This window comes from Pseudomonas sp. LH21 (assembly GCF_036549575.1).
GTDB lineage: Bacteria > Pseudomonadota > Gammaproteobacteria > Pseudomonadales > Pseudomonadaceae > Aquipseudomonas > Aquipseudomonas peradeniyensis.
Window position 1 is genome coordinate 4,173,398 of the sequence record NZ_CP144367.1, and the last position, 16,546, is coordinate 4,189,943.

General features: G+C 66.4%; 15 protein-coding genes, 1 tRNA gene and 1 pseudogene. 8 read left to right on the forward strand and 9 right to left on the reverse strand.

The genetic code is table 11. The annotated features are described in order from the left end of the window. Window positions 1-13 precede the first annotated feature (13 nt). From VUG52_RS18980 to VUG52_RS18990, 3 genes are all read left to right on the forward strand, one after another. The gene (locus VUG52_RS18980) at window positions 14-514 is read left to right on the forward strand and encodes a hypothetical protein (RefSeq protein ID WP_050704822.1); all 501 of its coding nucleotides are present in this window, start codon (window positions 14-16) and stop codon (window positions 512-514) included. Between the two features lie 521 nt (window positions 515-1,035). After that, window positions 1,036-1,932, forward strand: a complete 897-nt coding sequence (locus VUG52_RS18985; RefSeq protein WP_050704821.1) for a sensor histidine kinase — start codon at window positions 1,036-1,038, stop codon at window positions 1,930-1,932. Then, entirely contained in the window at window positions 1,922-2,581 is a 660-nt protein-coding gene (locus tag VUG52_RS18990) for a response regulator (protein WP_050704820.1), read from the forward strand. The genes VUG52_RS18985 and VUG52_RS18990 overlap by 11 nt, the downstream gene beginning before the upstream one ends. Here the strand turns inward: VUG52_RS18990 and yegS are convergent. After that, window positions 2,565-3,452 carry a lipid kinase YegS gene (gene yegS, locus VUG52_RS18995; RefSeq protein WP_050704819.1) on the reverse strand — a complete coding sequence of 296 codons (888 nt, stop codon included), beginning with the start codon at window positions 3,450-3,452 and terminating at the stop codon, window positions 2,565-2,567. The two genes, VUG52_RS18990 and yegS, sit on opposite strands and share 17 nt — an antisense overlap. Before the next feature lie 266 nt (window positions 3,453-3,718). Here yegS and VUG52_RS19000 point away from each other — a divergent pair, with 266 nt between their 5' ends. Together VUG52_RS19000 and VUG52_RS19005 are read left to right on the forward strand one after the other, a co-directional pair. Next, window positions 3,719-5,176, forward strand: coding sequence for a mannose-1-phosphate guanylyltransferase/mannose-6-phosphate isomerase (locus VUG52_RS19000; RefSeq protein ID WP_050704818.1), 1,458 nt, complete (start codon window positions 3,719-3,721; stop codon window positions 5,174-5,176). A 63-nt stretch (window positions 5,177-5,239) separates the two neighbouring features. Continuing rightward, the gene (locus VUG52_RS19005) at window positions 5,240-6,475 is read left to right on the forward strand and encodes a glycosyltransferase family 4 protein (RefSeq protein WP_050704817.1); all 1,236 of its coding nucleotides are present in this window, start codon (window positions 5,240-5,242) and stop codon (window positions 6,473-6,475) included. On the opposite strand, the gene VUG52_RS19010 is transcribed toward VUG52_RS19005, so the two are convergent. Continuing rightward, the gene (locus VUG52_RS19010; RefSeq protein ID WP_050704816.1) at window positions 6,464-7,651 is read right to left on the reverse strand and encodes a molybdopterin molybdotransferase MoeA; all 1,188 of its coding nucleotides are present in this window, start codon (window positions 7,649-7,651) and stop codon (window positions 6,464-6,466) included. The genes VUG52_RS19005 and VUG52_RS19010 overlap by 12 nt on opposite strands. A gap of 16 nt (window positions 7,652-7,667) precedes the next feature. Beyond that, window positions 7,668-8,207, reverse strand: coding sequence for a molybdenum cofactor biosynthesis protein B (gene moaB / locus VUG52_RS19015; RefSeq protein WP_028692756.1), 540 nt, complete (start codon window positions 8,205-8,207; stop codon window positions 7,668-7,670). A gap of 170 nt (window positions 8,208-8,377) precedes the next feature. On the opposite strand from moaB, the gene VUG52_RS19020 reads away from it, so the two are divergent. After that, window positions 8,378-8,599 carry a YgdI/YgdR family lipoprotein gene (locus VUG52_RS19020; RefSeq protein ID WP_023632528.1) on the forward strand — a complete coding sequence of 74 codons (222 nt, stop codon included), beginning with the start codon at window positions 8,378-8,380 and terminating at the stop codon, window positions 8,597-8,599. A gap of 81 nt (window positions 8,600-8,680) precedes the next feature. Continuing rightward, window positions 8,681-8,757, forward strand: a tRNA-Pro gene (locus VUG52_RS19025). A 236-nt stretch (window positions 8,758-8,993) separates the two neighbouring features. Here VUG52_RS19025 and mqo read toward each other — a convergent pair. From mqo to VUG52_RS19040, 4 genes and pseudogenes are all read right to left on the reverse strand, one after another. After that, window positions 8,994-10,559, reverse strand: a complete 1,566-nt coding sequence (mqo, locus tag VUG52_RS19030) for a malate dehydrogenase (quinone) (protein ID WP_050704815.1) — start codon at window positions 10,557-10,559, stop codon at window positions 8,994-8,996. 397 nt (window positions 10,560-10,956) lie between these two features. After that, window positions 10,957-11,724: a methyl-accepting chemotaxis protein gene (locus VUG52_RS27310; protein WP_409077831.1), complete on the reverse strand. Its 768-nt coding sequence runs from the start codon at window positions 11,722-11,724 to the stop codon at window positions 10,957-10,959. A gap of 165 nt (window positions 11,725-11,889) precedes the next feature. Continuing rightward, a pseudogene (locus tag VUG52_RS27315) lies at window positions 11,890-12,099 on the reverse strand (methyl-accepting chemotaxis protein); the annotation flags it as partial. Between the two features lie 672 nt (window positions 12,100-12,771). After that, a complete protein-coding gene (locus VUG52_RS19040) occupies window positions 12,772-14,535 on the reverse strand; it encodes an ABC transporter transmembrane domain-containing protein (protein ID WP_050704814.1) in 1,764 nt (587 codons plus the stop codon). Between the two features lie 248 nt (window positions 14,536-14,783). On the opposite strand from VUG52_RS19040, the gene VUG52_RS19045 reads away from it, so the two are divergent. Further along, window positions 14,784-14,954, forward strand: a complete 171-nt coding sequence (locus VUG52_RS19045) for a PA1571 family protein (protein WP_177330833.1) — start codon at window positions 14,784-14,786, stop codon at window positions 14,952-14,954. Window positions 14,955-15,017: 63 nt separating this feature from the next. On the opposite strand, the gene pdxB is transcribed toward VUG52_RS19045, so the two are convergent. Next, window positions 15,018-16,160, reverse strand: a complete 1,143-nt coding sequence (gene pdxB, locus VUG52_RS19050; protein WP_050704813.1) for a 4-phosphoerythronate dehydrogenase PdxB — start codon at window positions 16,158-16,160, stop codon at window positions 15,018-15,020. A gap of 47 nt (window positions 16,161-16,207) precedes the next feature. Then, complete coding sequence (gene tusA, locus VUG52_RS19055) at window positions 16,208-16,450, reverse strand: sulfurtransferase TusA (RefSeq protein ID WP_050704845.1); 243 nt, start codon at window positions 16,448-16,450, stop codon at window positions 16,208-16,210. Window positions 16,451-16,546 lie beyond the last annotated feature (96 nt).

Genomic DNA, 16,546 nt, shown 5'->3' on the forward strand with positions numbered 1-16,546 from the left:
ACGGGGCGCCATGATGGATAGCACACCACTGCACAACGCCGCCGTGGCGGCCTTCCTGCAAGATGCGCAGGTCCTGCTGGCCAGGTCCCAGGAATGCCTGCAGCACCTGGAACTGATCGCCAACGACCCGGACGCCTGCCACAGCCTCACCACGGCACTCGACACCCTCGCCCGCCGCGCCGACGCGCTCGGCCTGCTCGAGGTCGCCCACTATGCGTTCGCCCTGCAAAAGCTGCTCGCGCCCACCTGCGCCCAGCAGCACCTGCACGGCAGCAGCCTGCCTGCACTGGACGCCTGCCTGACCCTGCTCGACTGGCAACTGGAGCTGCTCGACCCGCGGACCGGCCAACTGGGCATGGACACCGACGAACAACGGCTGCTGCTAGGCGAACTGGCCACCTCCCTGGGCCAGCCGTCCACGCAGCTGTGCGCGGACTGCCAGCAGACGGGGGTGTACTGCGCCCACCCTCATACGGCAGACAACGGCATCGACGCGTCCGACCGGCAACACTAGGGTTTGTAGGAAAAGTCGCCGAGCGGCGATCAGGCAAGGCGAAAACAGGCGAGGAAGCGGAGTTTGCTGGGTGCAAATGAGCATTCCGAGCCTGTTTTCAACGCAGCATGATCGTCGCGCAGGCCCTTTTCGTACAAACCCTAATGCGGCCAACTGAGTCACAACTAAGGTCGGCTCAGGGTGAAACTTGCAAAGTTGGACAAGTTTTTCCAAATGTTTTTGCGCAGCGGGATTATTAGTTGCCCCAGGCGCATTGGAAACATCATTTAATAATGGCACTCTGCTAGCCAAGCCCTCGACCACCAGGCCCGCCACAGCCCGGAAAATACGAGGTTTCAAGCAGTTATCCCCCCGCGACCAAATTCAATCAAAGTGATAACATGCGCGCATTCGAACATGCGCGCCCAGGTTATCGGGCGATTGGATCCGCATTGCGCACTTGATTGCAAGCGGGGCGGTAAAACCTCTGGTCAGACGTGTGCAATGCCCCTAACCGCTATAACTCAGTGGCTTCCCTATCTATGCTCCCACGCTTGAAGTTTCTCCAGCGTTGCCGCTCCAGCGTTGCCCTGCTGCGCTGGACGACCGCGCTGCTGTGCGTTGCATCGCTGGCGGCGAACCTGGTGGTATACCTGAGCACCCAGCCCCTGTCGGCCAGCCTGCTGCTGCTGCAACTGCTGGCGATGATCGGCGTCGGCTGGCACCTGCGCCACTGGGCGCGTTCGATCAGCCTGCGCCCGGCGGAACTGGCCACGCGCATGCTCAAGGTGCAGGAAAGCGAACGCCAGCGCCTGAGCCGCGAGCTACACGACGATATCGGCCAGCTGCTGACTGCCGCCAAGCTTCAGGTCGACTGGCTGCAACGCCGGGTGCCGCCCGAGCTGCAGGAGCACTGCAGCACCTTGCGCAGTACCCTGGACCTGACCCTGAGCAACGTGCGCGACGTTTCCACCATTCTCAACCCGCGCCAGCTGGCCAGCCTGGGCCTGGAGGCGAGCCTGCGCGCGCATCTGCTACGCACCCTGGAAAACACCGAGGTGCACTGGAGCCTGGAATGCAAGCAGCGTCTGGGCGGCATCAGCGAAGAGGTGGCCATGGCCGCCTTCCGCATCACCCAGGAGGCGGTCACCAACATGTTGCGCCACGCCGACGCCCGCAACCTGGTGGTTCGCCTGCAACGCACCTCGGCCGGCCTCGCCCTGTCGATCCACGATGACGGTGGCGGCTTCGTACCGGCCCAGTCCCCCGCAGAGTACGGCCAGCGCGGCATGGCCGGCATGCAGGAGCGGGTGACCGCGCTGCAAGGCAGCCTGACCATCACCAGCCAGCCCGGCCAGGGCACCCAGATCGAAGCCCTCTTTCCGTGGCCGCCCCGCAGCCAAGAACGCGCCAGGACCCCTGCCTCCGATGACCTGTAGATTACTGCTGGTGGACGACCACTCCCTGATTCGCGCAGGCGTCAGGGCACTGGTATCGGACATCCCCGGTTACACCGTGATCGGCGAGGCCGACGACGGCGACCAGCTTCTGGAGCACGTCCTGCGCCTGGCGCCGGACATCGTCCTGCTGGACATTTCCATGCGTTCGACCAGCGGCCTGGACGCGCTGACGCAATTGCGCGCAAACGGTTGCACCTGCAAGGTCCTGATCCTGTCGATGCACACCGACCCGGAAATGATCATGCGCGCCCTGGAAAGCGGCGCCCACGGCTACCTGCTCAAGGACACCACGGCCACCGAGCTGGAACAGGCGCTTACCGCGCTGCGCAACGAAGAACGCTACCTCAGCCCGGCCATCGCCCACACCGTCATCAACCAGGCGCTGCTGCGCGCCCAGAGCGGCCGCCAGCCGAGCAGCGAAGGTCACAACCTGACCGGTCGCCAGCTGGAGATCCTGCGCCTGATCGTGCGCGGCAAGTCGACCCGAGAGATTGCCGCCGGCCTGGGCCTGTCGATCAAGACCGTGGAGACCCACCGCTCGCAGATCATGAAGCGCCTGCAGATCTACGACGTGGCGGGGCTGGTGCTGTTCGCCGTACGCGAGAAGATCATCAGCCTGGACGACTGAGCAGCGGCGAGTCCGTCGGCAGGTGCACGCGCAACGCTCGTGGCATGGCCTCGAAGCGCAGGCTGGCGGCCTGCAGCGGCTCGCCGTCGAGATTCATGTCCAGCCCCTGGGCGCCCTTGATTTCCACCCAGGGCAAACGCGCGCGGACGAACAGGCCGTCACCGGCCAGCAGGTCGCGCAAGGCCCCCGCTACCTCCTGCGGCGCCGGCAGGATGCCGATATCCAGCAGGCCGTCATCTACTGTTGCCTCCGGGCACAGCACGTGCCCGCCGCCGGCCTGGCGGCCATTGCCGATGCCCAGCGCCAGCAACTCGCCCTGCCATTGGAAGCCAGGCCCCTGCAGCTCGACCGAGGCAGCCTGCAGTTCGCTGAAGCGTGACAGGCCGGTGAACAGATAGGCCGCCGCGCCCAGCACTTTCTTCAGGTCTTCCGAGGTGTTGGCCGTGACCTGGCTGCCGAAGCCCCCGGTGGCCATGTTCAGGAACAACTGGTCGCCCACCCGCCCCAAGTCAATCGGCCGCGCCGGCACCTCCAGCAGGTCGAGCGCCGCCTGCGGTTCGAGGGGCACGCCGGCTGCCCTGGCGAAGTCGTTGGCGGTGCCCAGTGGCAGCAGCGCCAGGCTGGCCTGGGTGGCGGCCAGGCCCATGGCTTCAGCCACGTCGCGCAAGGTGCCGTCACCGCCACCGGCCACCACCTGGCCATAGCCCGCCGCCAAGGCTTCGCCGACCAGGCGCTGGGCGTCGCCGCCCTCCCAGGTCAGGCGCACATCCAAGGTCCAGCCCCGTTCGCGCAGTTGGCCCACCGCAGCTCGCACCTCTTCGTTGCCAGCCTGCTTGCCATGCAGGATCAACAGTGCCTTGCGCTCGCTCATGCCGCTCTCCCCGAATAGAAATGCCCTACTGCAATCTCGACCACTGCCGCACGCAGATTGCTCCCGACGACGCCGAAAAACCGCCACTTCACACAATTGCCATTGAAAGCTGATCGCCACAGGTGCATCATCTGACAAATATTTGGCCATCACGGACGAAGCCGACTCGAAAAGTCATTTTATTGACTTTGTGCCGCCAGACGCCTGACAGGTCGTGATTTCCTTGCATTGCGCTGCCCCCGGCGCCCTGATTCGAGGCTGTGACTATGAGCGTTCTGATCCCCTGCATCATCGCTGGCGGCGCCGGCACCCGATTGTGGCCGGTCTCCCGCGAGGCCATGCCAAAGCCCTTCATGCGCCTGCCCGATGGCATGAGCCTGCTGCAGAAGACCTTCAGCCGCGCCAGCAGCCTGCCCGGCGTCGAACGCGTGCTCACGGTGACCAACCGCGAAGTGGTGTTCCGTACCCAGGACGAGTATCGCCAGGTCGGCACCCAGCGCATTGCGCTGGACTTCATCCTCGAACCCTTCGGGCGCAACACCGCCCCGGCCATCGCCGCCGCGGCGCTGCACTGCGCCCGCCTGCATGGCGAGGACAGCCTGCTGCTGGTACTGCCCGCCGACCACCTGATCCAGGACCAGGACGCCTTCGAGGCGGCCGTCCAGCGGGCCATGGCCCTGGCCGCACAAGGCTGGCTGACCACCTTCGGCCTGCTGCCGACCCGCCCCGAAACCGGTTTCGGCTACGTCGAACTGGGCCAGCCGCTCGACGGCGACAGCTACCGGGTCGCCCACTTCGTCGAAAAGCCCGACGCCGACACCGCCCAGGCCTACCTGGACGGTGGCCGGCACCTGTGGAACGCCGGCATGTTCTGCCTGCGCGCGGGCACCGTGCTGCAGGAGCTGCAGGCCCATGCCCCCGAGGTACTGCACAACGTGACCCACTGCCTGGTGCAGAGCCCGTTCAAGGAGGGGACATGCGGCCAGCAGGTGGAACTCGACGCCGACAGTTTCGCGCTGGCCCCCGACATCTCCATCGACTACGCCCTCATGCAGCCCTCCACCCAGGTGGCCGTGGTGCCCTGCGCCATCGGCTGGAGCGACATCGGCAGCTGGGAAGCGGTGCGCGAGCTGCGCCCGGCCGACAGCCAGGGCAACCACTGCAACGGCGAAACCGTGCTGCACGACGTGAGCAACTGCTACATCGACTCGCCACGCCGGCTGGTAGGCGCGGTGGGCCTGGACAACCTGATCGTCATCGACACCCCCGACGCCCTGCTGATCGCCGATGCCGCGCGCAGCCAGGAGGTCAAGGTGATCGCCCAGCAACTCAAGCGCCAGGGCCACGATGCCTACCGCCTGCACCGCACCGTGACCCGCCCCTGGGGCCTGTACACCGTGCTCGAGGAAGGGCCGCGGTTCAAGATCAAGCGCATCATGGTCCGCCCCGGCGAATCGCTGTCGCTGCAGATGCACCATCACCGCAGCGAGCACTGGATCGTGGTCAGCGGCATGGCCTGCGTGACCAACGGTGAAGAGGAGTTTCTGCTCGACACCAACGAGTCGACCTTCATCAAGCCCGGCCGCAGCCATCGCCTGACCAATCCCGGCGTCATCGACCTGGTGATGATCGAGGTGCAGAGTGGCGAGTACCTGGGCGAAGACGACATCGTGCGCTTTACTGATATCTATGGACGCGCCCCGGCAGCAGCAGCACCTGCTTGACTGCCAGAGGGCGCGTTTTGCCATCCAGGGCCGACACCCGGCCAACCGCGAGGATTCGGGCTCATGCGCATACTCTGGACCCTGCCCTACCTGCCCTGGCCCACCACCAGCGGCAGCAAGACCCGGCAATTCCACCTGCTGCGCGCCCTGGCGCAGCATGGCCACCGGATCACCTTGCTGGTGCAGTCGAAGGTACCCTTGAGCGACGCGGCGCGCGAGGCCCTGGAACCCCTGGTGGAGCGCCTGGTGGTGCTGCCCCGGCGCGCACTGCACAGCCCGCTGAACCTGCTGGCCTCGCCCATCATCGACTACCCCATGCGGGCCATCATCAATGGCCTGGCGCCCTGCCTGAGGCACCGCTTCGAGCAACTGCTGGACGAACCCTGGGACGTGATCCAGATCGAGCACAGCTACAGCTTCCAGCCGTTCGAGAAGGCCTTGCAGGCCCGTGGCCTGCCCTACATGCTCAGCGAGCACTACCTGGAGTCGGTGATGGGCGCCGCCTGTCACGACCGCCTGCCCCTGTGGCTACGGCCGCTGAACGCCTTCGACCGCTGGCGCTACCGGCGCTGGGAGCAGCGGGTACTGCGCCAGCCCACCGAGGTGGTGGCGGTCAGCGCCCACGACGCCGAGCTGATCGGCCAGATCAGCGGGCGCCCGGTGAACGTGGTGGTCAATGGAGTGGACTGCGACCACTACCAGGACGTGCGCCCCACGCCGCACAGCCAGCGCCTGCTGTTCGTCGGCAACTTCGAGTACGGCGCCAACCTGGAGGCCATCGAATGGGCGCTGGAGGAAATCCTGCCCCAGGTGTGGATGAGCAACCCGGCGGTGCGCCTGGCCATTGCCGGCCACGCCCTGCCGGCCAGCTGGAAGCTGCACTGGAACGACCCGCGCATCGAGTGGGTGGGCTATCGCCCCGACCTGCGCGAACTGCAACGGCGCTCGGCGCTGTTCTTCGCGCCGCTGCGCCATGCCGGCGGCTCCAAGGTGAAGATCCTCGAGGCGATGGCCGCCGGGTTGCCGGTGATCACCACCAGCAAGGGCGCCTCGGGCCTGGCCATGAACAACGGCGAGCACTACCTGGGCAGCGACGACAGTGGCCAGCTGGCGCTGCTGGTCACCCAACTGCTCAACCAGCCATGGCGCATGTGCCAGCTCAGCGAGGCCGGGCGCCAGTTCGCCCGCCAGCGTCATGACTGGAGCGTCGCCGCCCAGCAGCTGGAGAACGTGCACATGCGCCTGACCCAGCTGGCGCCGGCTGGCGCGGCGGCCGCCGGTAGCGTGCTAGCCAAGTAGTTCGCTGAACGGAATGAACGTCACCGCATCGCCCTGTTGCGGCGTCGTGCCTTCGAGCACTTCCACCACGCCATCGGCCCATGCCGCGCTGCGCAGCACGCCGGAGCTCTGGTTCTTGTAGATGCGCACGCGACCTTCCTCGATACGCGCCCTCAGGTACTCGCGGCGCGTCCCGGCCTTGGGCCAGTCGAAGCCCGCCGGCACGCTGAAGCGCAACGGCGCGACATGGGCCACGCCCATTCGACGCAGCAGGTAGGGCCGGGTCAGCAGGCCGAAGGTGACCAGGGTCGAGGCCGGATTGCCCGGCAGGCCGATCACCGGCACCCCCTGGTAATGGCCGAAGGTCAGCGGCTTGCCCGGCTTGATCGCCAGCTTCCACAGCGCCAGCTCGCCCGCCTCGCGCAGGGCCAGGCCGAGGAAATCGGCTTCGCCCACCGACACGCCGCCGGTGGACAGGATCAGGTCGACATCACCCAGCCCGCCAAGGCACTGGCGGGTACGCTCGAGATCGTCCGGGAGAATGCCGGCGTCGACCACCGTGCAGCCCAGGCGTTGCAGCCAGCTGACCAGCAGGCGTCGGTTGCTGTTGTAGATCTGCCCGGGCCCCAGGGCCAGGCCCGGCTCGACCAGTTCGTCGCCGGTCGACAGCACCGCCACCCGGGGCCGGCGCCGCACTTCAAGCGTAGCGAAACCCAGGGTCGCGGCCAGGCCGAGCTGGATCGGGCCCAGCCGCGTGCCGGCGCTCATCACCTGTTCGCCGACACGGGTTTCCTGGCCTTTGGGGCGAACGTTCTGCGCCAGCGCCAGGGGCTCGAGAAAGCGCACCCGGCCGTCTTCGAGCACCTCGGTGTTTTCCTGCATCTCGACGCAATCGGCGCCTTCCGGCAGCGGCGCGCCGGTGAAGATCCGTGCGCAGGTGCCAGGCTCCAGCGGCTGTGGCGCATGCCCGGCGAAGATGCGCTGGGTCACCCGCAGCGGTTCGCCCTGCCAGTCGGCCAGGCGCAGGGCGTAGCCGTCCATGGCGCTGTTGGGCCACGGCGGCAGGTCGAGGCCGGCCACCAGCTCGTGGGCCAGGACCCGCCCTTCGGCCTCGGCCAGCGCTACCTGTTCGGTCTCGGCGATGGGCGCCGTGTCGGCCAGCGCCAGCAGGCGCTCCAGGGCCTCTTCCACCGGCATCAAGGGCCGGGCCACCTCAGCCACGGCTGTCACAGGCCGCCGCCTGCTTCAGGTGCGGCACGAAATTGCACGGCCGGTGACGGGCGTCCAGCTGCTCGGCGAGGATGCCGTCCCAACCGGTGCGCACGGCGTTGGTCGAACCCGGCAGGCAGCAGACCAGGGTGCCGTTGGCAAGCCCCGCCAGGGCGCGGGACTGCACGGTGGAGGTGCCGATATCGGCCACCGAGATCTGCCGGAACAGTTCGCCAAAGCCCTCGACCTGCTTGTCCAGCAGGCACGCCACGGCTTCCGGGGTGCTGTCGCGGCCGGTGAAGCCGGTGCCACCGGTGATCAACACCACCTGCACCTGGTCGTCGGCGATCCAGGTCGCGACCTGGGCGCGGATCTTGTACAGGTCGTCCTTGAGCAGCACGCGCTCGGCCAGGCGATGGCCGGCGGCGCCCAGGCGATCGACGAACAGCTGGCCGGAGGTGTCGGTGTCGAAAGTGCGGGTGTCGCTGACCGTCAGCACGGCGATGTTCAGCGCAACGAAAGGGGTATCTGCCTTGGCTTTCATGGGAGTCCGTCGCAGGGTAACTGGGAATGTGCGCTGTTATATCACAGGCCGCCTGCGGCGTTGTTCTTGGTCAATGCCGCCGCGATGGCGCTATGCTGCACTGTGCAAGGAACTTGCGTGGACGCCCTGCGTCTTAATGACATCTAGCACCATCGCACTGGAGAAACACGATGATCCAACGGACCCTTCCCGCCTTCCTGCTTGCCCTGGGCCTGGGCGCCCTCGCCGGCTGCGCCTCGCCAACCGTCATCACCCTCAACGACGGCCGCGAGATCCAGGCGGTGGACACCCCTTCCTATGACGACGACTCCGGCTTCTACGAATTCGAGCAGCTCGACGGCAAGCGCACGCGCATCAACAAGGACCAGATCCGCACCGTCAAGGAGCTGTGATCCAGCATTGCTTTTGGACGCAACTCCTTTTTGCAACAAGGGGTTGCGTTGAAAAAAGCGATGCAGTAGCATTTTGGACATCGGAGTGTAGCGCAGCCAGGTAGCGCGTCTCGTTCGGGACGAGAAGGCCGCAGGTTCGAATCCTGTCTCTCCGACCATATCCCGCAAAAAACCCGCCTCGAGCGGGTTTTTTGTTGCCTGCGAAAAGGCCAGGTGGCGCCCTGCATCAGGCAACACTGGGCCCTGTAGGAGCGGCCTTGTGCCGCGAAAGGGCTGCACAGCAGCCCCGGGATTTCAGCGTTGTTGCAAAGATCGCCAGGGCCGCTTTGCGGCCCTTTCGCGGCACAAGGCCGCTCCTACAGGTTGGCGCCGCTCCCACGCTTAGCTTACGCGGTTACTCCGGCAACACCGGCACGTACAGCAGTTGCAGGCGCGCACTGCTCCACTCACGGGTCTTGTTGGTCAGCTCGAGGTCGTTGTTCAGCTTCTGGCCGTAGGTCGGCACGATCTCCTTGAGCTTGGCTTGCCACTCGGCACTCTTGATCCGATCCTTGAAGGTCTTCTCCAGCACGCTCAGCATGATCGGCGCGGCGGTCGAGGCACCGGGCGAGGCACCCAGCAGCGCGGCAATGCTGCCGTCCTCGGCGGCCACCACTTCGGTGCCGAACTGCAGCACGCCACCGTGCTCGGGATCCTTCTTGATCACCTGCACCCGCTGGCCGGCCTGGAGCAGCTTCCAGTCTTCGTTCTTGGCGTTGGGGAAGTACTCGCGCAGGGCCGCCATGCGGTCATCGAAGCTAAGCATCAGCTGGCCCATCAGGTAGGTGCTCAGGTCAATGTTGTCGATCCCGGCGTGCATCATCGGGCTGATGTTGTGGGTAGTCAGCGAACTGAACATGTCCAGCAGCGAGCCGTGCTTGAGGTACTTGGTGGAGAAGGTCGCGAACGGGCCGAACAGCAGCACTTCCTTGCCATCGATCACCCGAGTGTCCAGGTGCGGCACCGACATCGGCGGCGCGCCGACCGAGGCCTTGCCGTACAGCTTGGCCTTGTGGCGGGCGACCAGGTCGGCATTGTCGGTCATCAGGAACTGGCCTCCGACCGGGAAACCGGCATAGCCTTCGGCCTCTTGAATGCCGGACTTCTGCAGCAACTTGAGCGCGCCACCACCGGCACCGATGAAGACGAACTTCGCCTTGACCGCGGACTCCTTGCCGCCGTTGGCCAGGTCGGCCACCACCACGTTCCAGCTGCCATCGTCATTGCGCACGATGTCGCGCACTTCATGGCTCAGGTGCAGTTGCACATTGGGGTTGCGGGTCATCGAGGCGAACAGCTGGCGGGTGATCTCGCCGAAGTTCACGTCGGTGCCGATGGCCATGCGGGTCGCGGCCACCTTCTGCGCAGGATCTCGGCCTTCCATCACCAGCGGCACCCACTTGCGAATCTGCTCGTGATCCTCGGTGATTTCCATGCCGCGGAACAGCGAGCTGTGTTGCAGGGCTTCGACGCGCTTGTGCAGGAAGTCGACGTTGTCGTCACCCCAGACGAAGCTCATGTGCGGCACATTGTTGATGAACGAGCGCGGGTTGCTCAGCACGCCCTGCTCGACCTGGTAGGCCCAGAACTGCTTGGACACCTCGAACTGCTCGTTGACGTTGACCGCCTTGCTGATGTCGATGCTGCCGTCCTTGCCGACGCTGGTGTAGTTCAGCTCGCAGAACGCCGAGTGGCCGGTGCCGGCGTTGTTCCAGGCATTGGAGCTTTCCTCGGCGACCTGGTCCATGCGCTCGTAGACGTCGACCTTCCAGTTCGGTTCCAGCTCGGTGAGGTAGGTCCCAAGACTCGCACTCATGATGCCGCCGCCGATCAGCAGGACATCGACGGACTTCTGTGGCTCCGCGGGCTTGGAGCAGCCGATGACGCCCAGGCACAGGAGCGTCAGCAGGATTTTTTTCATTAGCTCAATCCAATTGAAGTGAAGGACTGGCAGTCGTTGCCCCCGGCGTGCACGCCCGGATGTTGTTGTTCTGGTCAGCAGGAGTCTTGCGAAATCGGGGCACGATCGCCTCGGGCCGTGGCCCGGGGCGCCGTAAAGCAGGGAGTGTGCCAGGTTGGCCTGGGCCAATGGCGCAGTGGGCTTGGCAGGGGCGGGTTGGCGGCAATCCGCCAAATGGATGGGTACTTTGCCTGAGGAATGGCGGATTTCCCCCGAACGCCTGTAGGAGCGGCCTTGTGCCGCGAAAGGGCCGCAAAGCGGCCCCGGCGATCATTGCGTCAACATTGAAATCCCGGGGGCCGTTGCACGGCCCTTTCGCGGCACAAGGCCGCTCCTACACAGGGATCGTGCAGGCTTGTCAGGCAGTGAGGCGGGAAGTGACTTCGCCCAGCTGTCCCGACAACCCGTGCAAGCGCTGTCCGGCCTGTTCGGTATGCTGCACGGCCTCCTGGTTGGCGGTGGCGATGCGGGTGATCTCGACCAGGTTGCGCGAGATGTCCTCGGCGACGCTGGTCTGCTCCTCGGCAGCAGTGGCGATCTGCCGGTTCATGTCGCGGATCGCCTCCACCGCCGTGGTGATGCGCTGCAGCATCTGCCCGGCCTGCTGCACCTGCTCGGCGCCCTCCTCGCTGCGCTGCTGGCCGCTCTCGATGGCCTTGACCGCCTCCACCGCGCCCGACTGCACCGCTTCGATGATCTGGTGGATTTCGGCGATCGACGCCGCGGTGCGCTGGGCCAGGCTGCGCACCTCGTCGGCAACCACCGCGAAGCCGCGCCCGGCCTCGCCGGCACGGGCGGCCTCGATGGCGGCGTTGAGCGCCAGCAGGTTGGTCTGCTCGGCGATGCCGCGAATCACTTCGAGCACCTTGCCGATGCGCGTGCTGTCGTGCTCCAGGTGACGGATCACCGCCGCGGTACCGGCGATTTCGCGGTTGACCACGGCGATGGTGTCGATGGTCCGCTGCATGACCTGCTCGCCGGCCTGGGCGCTGTGGTCGGCCTCGTCCGCGGCGCGGGCGGCGTCGGCGGCGTGGCGCGCCACTTCCTGGGCGGTGGCCGACATCTCGTGCATGGCCGTGGCGACCTGGTCGGTGCGCTGGAACTGGTCGTGGGTGCCATGGGCCATGTCACCGGCGATGCTGCGCAGGCGGTCGCTGGCGCTTTCCAGCTCCTCGGCATTGTCCTTGAGGCGGCCGACGGTGTCGGCGAGGAAGTCACGCAGGGTGTTGGCGGCCAGCGCCAGGCGCCCCAGCTCATCCTCGCGGCGGCTGTCGACACGGGCGGCGAAACGCCCCTGGCTGAGCTGGGCGACATAGTCGATCAGCTGGCGAATCGGCTCGACCAGGCTGCGGTTGACCAGCCACAGGCTGAACAGCCCGACCAGCACGGCCGAGCCCAGCATCACCAGCACACCCAGCCATACCGTGCGTTCGGCGCTGGCGCTGATGGCGCCGGCACGCCCGTGGGCGTCGGCGCGCAACTGCTCCACCAGCGCGCTCATCTGGTCGCTGGTGGCACGGTCCACACCCTTGACCGCCAGGTCGCCCGCCACCGGGTCGCCGCCGGCGGCCAGGAACGCCTGGCGTCCCTGCGCATAGGCAGAGCCCAACTGCCGGTGGCTGGCCTTGAGCTGCTCCAGGCGCGCCTTGAGCGCCGGCTCGCTGCTGTCGATCAATTGCCCCAGCAACTGCTGCACCTGCTGCTCGCGGGCCTGGAACTGCTGCCAGTACTTGTCCAGCTCCGCCGGCTGGCGACCACGCAGCAGCACGTTCTTCCACTCCTGCACCTGGATCTTGAACTGCAGGTTGGCTTCGTCGATCAGCTGCGAGGCACGCAACGGCCCGTCCACCAGCTCGGCATAGCCGCGCACGCTGGACGACAGGAACTGGAAGCACACCAGGGCGATCAGCAGGATCGCCACCAGGCTGCCACCGAGCAGGGAGAGAATTTGCACTCTGAGGGATTTACGCAAGATTGCGGATCTCGGAACAAGGAAGAGGGAAAACGGCGCACGACGGCACCGCCGACGGAGGCATCCTTGTCCTCGTTCGCTGGCCCGAAAACGCCGCCATCGGGCGATGGCAACCAGGGCGAGCACCTGCGCAACGGCCGAGGCAGATAGTCTCAGGCAATTGCTACAAAATTGTTACAAAACAGTGACAGCGATGGCCGCTCAGGCCGGGTTGAACTGCAGAGCGGCCAAGCGTGCGTAGAGTGGGCTTTGCTCGATCAATTGTCGATGACTGCCGACTGCCGCCAGTCGGCCTTTGTCGATCACCGCGATGCGATCGGCATGCTGCACCGTCGCCAGGCGGTGGGCTATGACCAGCGTGGTGCGCCCGGCCATCAGCTGCGGCAACGCCTGCTGGATCAGGTGCTCGCTCTGCGCGTCCAGGGCGCTGGTGGCTTCGTCCAACAGCAGGATCGGCGCATCCACCAGCAGCGCCCGGGCGATCGCCAGGCGCTGACGCTGGCCGCCGGACAACCCTAGGCCGCCCTCGCCCAGCAGCGTCTGGTAGCCCTGGGGCAACTGGGCGATGAACTCATGGGCATGGGCGCTGCGCGCCGCCGCCTCGACCTCGGCCAGGCTGGCGTCGGGCCGACCGTAGCGGATGTTGGCCTCGACCGTGCCACGGAACAGCGCCGGCTGCTGGGCCACCAGGGCGAACTGGCGACGCAGCTCGGCCGGCTCCAGACCGGTGATCGGTTGGCCATCGAGCAGAATCGCACCACCCTGCGGGTCGTAGAAACGCAGCAGCAGGTCGAACAGGGTCGACTTGCCGGCCCCCGACGGCCCGACCAGGGCCACGGTCTCGCCCGGGCGGATGTGCAGGCTAAGACCATCGATGGCCGCCGCCGTGGGGCGCGATGGGTATGCGAAGCGCACGTCGCTCAGCTGGATATCGCCCATGGCACGGCCCTGCGCCAGCCCCTGTGGTTGCGCCGGCGCCAGGATCGCCGTCTGTGCCGCCAGCAGCTCGGCGATGCGCTCGGCGGCGCCGGCAGCCCGTTGCAGCTCGCCGATCACCTCGCTCAGGGTGCCGAAGGCGCTGCCGACGATCAGGCTGTAGAACACGAAGGCGGCCAGCTCGCCGCCGGAGATGCGCCCGGCGATCACGTCCATGCCACCGACCCAGAGCATCACCCCTACCGCCCCCAGCACCAGCACGATTACCAGGGTGATCAGCCAGGCGCGCTGGGCGATGCGTCTGCGTGCCACCCCGAACGCCGCCTCCACGGTCTCGGCGAAGCGCGCCTGGTCATGCCCCTGATGGTTGTAGGCCTGCACCGTCTTGATCTGGCCAAGGGCCTCGGCGACATAGCTGCCCACGTCGGCCACCCGGTCTTGGCTCTGCCGCGACAGGCTGCGCACGCGCCGCCCGAACAGCAGGATCGGCGCCAGCACCAAGGGCAAGGCCAGCACCACGATGCTGGTCAGCTTGGGGTTGGTGACGAACAGCAGGATCACCCCGCCCAGCACCATCAGCGCGTTGCGCAGGAACATCGACAGCGACGAGCCGATCACCGACTGCAGCAAGGTGGTGTCGGCGGTCAGCCGCGACTGGATCTCAGAACTGCGGTTGTCCTCGAAGAAACCCGGGTGCAGGCCGATCAGGTGATCGAACACTGCCCGGCGAATATCGGCCACGCAGCGCTCGCCGATCCACGACACCAGATAGAAACGGGCGAAGGTCCCCACCGCCAGGGCCAGCACCAGCAGCAGGAACAGGCCGATGGTCTGGTTGAGCTGGTGCGCCGAGCCGGTCATGAAACCCTGGTCGACCAGCAGGCGGATACCCTGCCCCATGGACAGGGTGATGGCGGCGGTGACCACCAGTGCCAGCAAGGCCAGCAGCGCCTGGCGGCGATAGGGACGGACGAAGCGCCAGCCCAGGTGCAGGGCGCGGCGCTGGCGGGGCGAGATCGGCTCGGGCATGGCGAAGGTCGTTCTGTGCTGAGACCAGACCAAGACTACCACTCGTCGACCCCGTGCAACGTCTGGAAATGCGACGCCGTCCCATGATCGAACGGGGCGGCAGTGACTATGCCCATTCGTTCTAACCTGCGACTGGAGGTTTACCGCCGTTTCTGTTGGACTGATCCGGCATGACGCCGAAGAAACTGTCACAGACCAGTCACGGCGAAGCGCTACCTTGAGCTTGAACCTGAAAGAGGAGACAGGACATGAGCTTGCAGCATACCGATACGCCCAAGAACCAGAACCGTCCGCAACCTCAGGTCTGCGGCTCGATCATCGATGCCCAGGGCCGCGAGGTCCCGATTACCGAGCAGATGATCCAGAAGGCCTGCAAGGACCTGGAAGAGAGCCGGGTCAAGAAAGTCGGCAAGGCCTGACCCCCGAATTGCGTGCAACCCGGCGCTCGCGCCGGGTTTTTATTGCCCTGCCTTTCTGCGTCCTCAGGCCAGCACCGCGCCCAATGCACTGACCAGCTGCGCCAATTGGGGTACTTCCCCGCGTATGCGCACCGGCAATCCCTCGATTTCACGCCTTACCGGGTAGTGCTTGCGCAGCAGGTCGAACGCCGCACGCTGTTCGGCCGGATCTTCGCTGAGGCTGCGACGGAAATCCGCATCGTCACGACGTGGGTCGTAGACCGCCCGGCACAGGGTGGCCAATGCCCATGCCGGATCCGCGCTCGAGTCAAACGCGATCTGTGCAAGGCACGGCGCCGGCAGCAGGTCGGCCAGGCGCACCTGCTCGGGCTCGCCGCGCCAGCGGCAGAAGGCCTGGTAGATCTGCGCCGTGCCCCGCTGCTTGCCGTCCAGGCTGTAGCCGGCAATATGCGGCGTGGCCAGGGTGCACAGGTCGGCCAGCTGCAGGTCCACCTGCGGTTCGCCCTCCCACACATCCAGCACCGCGTGCAGATCCTCACGATCCAACAGCAATTCGCGCAGGGCTGCGTTGTCCACCACCGGGCCGCGGCTGGCGTTGATCAGCCAGGCGCCGGCACGCAGGCGCGCCAGGCGCTGCTGGTCGAGCAGGTGCCAGGTCGGGTGCTCGCCGCCGCGTTGCAGCGGCGTGTGCAGGCTGATCACGTCGCACTGTTCGAGGATCGTCTGAAGGTCGACAAAGTCGCCGCCCTCGTTGGCATGGCGCACCGGGTCGCACACCAGCACCTTCCAGCCCAGGCCATGCAGCACTCGCACCAGGCGCCCACCGACCTCGCCGGCGCCGACCACGCCATAGACCCGCTTGCCCAGGTCAACGCCTTCGAGTTCGGCCAGGGTCAGCAGGCTGCCCAGCACGTAGTCCACCACGCCACGGGCGTTGCAGCCCGGCGCGCTGCTCCAGTGGATACCGGCTTGGGTGAAGTACTCGAGGTCAAGGTGATCGGTGCCAATGGTGCAGGTGCCGACAAAACGCACCCGGCTGCCTTCGAGCAGTTGCCGGTCGACGCGGGTCACCGAGCGCACCAACAGGACGTCGGCGTCCTTGACGCAGGCGGCGTCGATGGCCCGGCCGGGGTAACGGCGGATCTCGCCGAAACCGGCGAAGAAGGCATCGAGCAGCGGGATATTCTCGTCGGCAACTATCAGCATGGCGCTCTCCTGTCAGGGGAGCGCAGTGTAGCGCGATCGCAGGCGGCTCAGTCGGCCTTCTTGCGGATCCAGTACAGGTAGGTGCCGGCCTCTTCCTGCTGGCCTAGCAGCTCGTGGCCGAGGAAGATGCAGAACTTGGGAATGTCGCGACGGGTCGACGGATCGGTGGCGATCACCTTGAGCACGCCGCCGCCGGCCAGCTCGCGCACGTGCTTGTGCAGCATCATCACCGGCTCCGGGCAGTTCAGGCCGGTGGCGTCGAGGATCGCGTCGTGGGTGAAATCGGTCATGTAGGGCTCCGCAAAATGATCGTCATTGTGGCGCATCCGTCGAGGTGCTCCAAGGGCTGAGAACCGAAGCCCCCTGTAGGAGCGGCCTTGTGCCGC

Coding starts and splice junctions, on each gene's coding strand:
- VUG52_RS18980 (WP_050704822.1), top strand. CDS start 14: ATGGATAGCACACCACTGCACAACGCCGCCGTGGCGGCCTTCCTGCAA.
- VUG52_RS18985 (WP_050704821.1), top strand. CDS start 1,036: ATGCTCCCACGCTTGAAGTTTCTCCAGCGTTGCCGCTCCAGCGTTGCC.
- VUG52_RS18990 (WP_050704820.1), top strand. CDS start 1,922: ATGACCTGTAGATTACTGCTGGTGGACGACCACTCCCTGATTCGCGCA.
- yegS (WP_050704819.1), bottom strand. CDS start 3,452: ATGAGCGAGCGCAAGGCACTGTTGATCCTGCATGGCAAGCAGGCTGGC.
- VUG52_RS19000 (WP_050704818.1), top strand. CDS start 3,719: ATGAGCGTTCTGATCCCCTGCATCATCGCTGGCGGCGCCGGCACCCGA.
- VUG52_RS19005 (WP_050704817.1), top strand. CDS start 5,240: ATGCGCATACTCTGGACCCTGCCCTACCTGCCCTGGCCCACCACCAGC.
- VUG52_RS19010 (WP_050704816.1), bottom strand. CDS start 7,651: ATGCCGGTGGAAGAGGCCCTGGAGCGCCTGCTGGCGCTGGCCGACACG.
- moaB (WP_028692756.1), bottom strand. CDS start 8,207: ATGAAAGCCAAGGCAGATACCCCTTTCGTTGCGCTGAACATCGCCGTG.
- VUG52_RS19020 (WP_023632528.1), top strand. CDS start 8,378: ATGATCCAACGGACCCTTCCCGCCTTCCTGCTTGCCCTGGGCCTGGGC.
- mqo (WP_050704815.1), bottom strand. CDS start 10,559: ATGAAAAAAATCCTGCTGACGCTCCTGTGCCTGGGCGTCATCGGCTGC.
- VUG52_RS27310 (WP_409077831.1), bottom strand. CDS start 11,724: ATGGCCCATGGCACCCACGACCAGTTCCAGCGCACCGACCAGGTCGCC.
- VUG52_RS19040 (WP_050704814.1), bottom strand. CDS start 14,535: ATGCCCGAGCCGATCTCGCCCCGCCAGCGCCGCGCCCTGCACCTGGGC.
- VUG52_RS19045 (WP_177330833.1), top strand. CDS start 14,784: ATGAGCTTGCAGCATACCGATACGCCCAAGAACCAGAACCGTCCGCAA.
- pdxB (WP_050704813.1), bottom strand. CDS start 16,160: ATGCTGATAGTTGCCGACGAGAATATCCCGCTGCTCGATGCCTTCTTC.
- tusA (WP_050704845.1), bottom strand. CDS start 16,450: ATGACCGATTTCACCCACGACGCGATCCTCGACGCCACCGGCCTGAAC.